This window comes from Halobellus sp. Atlit-38R, from assembly GCF_003665925.1.
GTDB classification, from domain to species: Archaea; Halobacteriota; Halobacteria; order Halobacteriales; family Haloferacaceae; genus Haloquadratum; species Haloquadratum inordinatus.
On the sequence record NZ_QXIJ01000220.1, the window covers coordinates 1 to 506 of the forward strand.

Below are 506 nucleotides of genomic sequence, written 5' to 3' on the forward strand. Positions count from 1 at the left end.
CGCGGTGCGAGAGCCACATCGCCTGCCCGCGCTCGTACTCGCGGGGCGGGTGGTCCTTGGTGAGGTTCCCGATGCGGACGCAGACGACGCTCATGTCGAACTCGTCGTGGTAGAAGCGACCGAGCGACTCGCCGGCCGCCTTCGAGACCCCGTAGAGGTTGCCGGGGCGGGGCAGCTCGCTCCCGTCGAGCCGGTAGTCGTCCTCGGGGCGGTACAGGTCCGGAGTCCGCTCGGCCGTCTCGTAGCCGCCGACGGCGTGGTTCGAGGAGGCGAACGTGAACTTCTCGACGCCGGCCTCGGCGGCGGCGCGCATCACGACCTGCGTCCCGTCGATGTTGTTCCGGAGGACCGAGTCCCACGGCGCCGTCTTCCGCGGATCGCCGGCGAGGTGGATCACCGCGCCGACGTCGGCGACGGCCTCGCGGACGGCGCGCTCGTCGGTGATGTCGGCGACGTACCGGTCGGCGTCGGTGACCCCGTCGGGCCCCTTCGCGGCCGGGAGCGGC

General features: G+C 72.7%; 1 protein-coding gene. It reads right to left on the reverse strand.

Translation table 11 applies throughout. From position 1 onward, the window contains the following. On the reverse strand, positions 1 to 506 hold a 506-nt coding region (locus tag D3D02_RS19045; RefSeq protein ID WP_147435749.1), incomplete at both ends, for an NAD(P)-dependent oxidoreductase.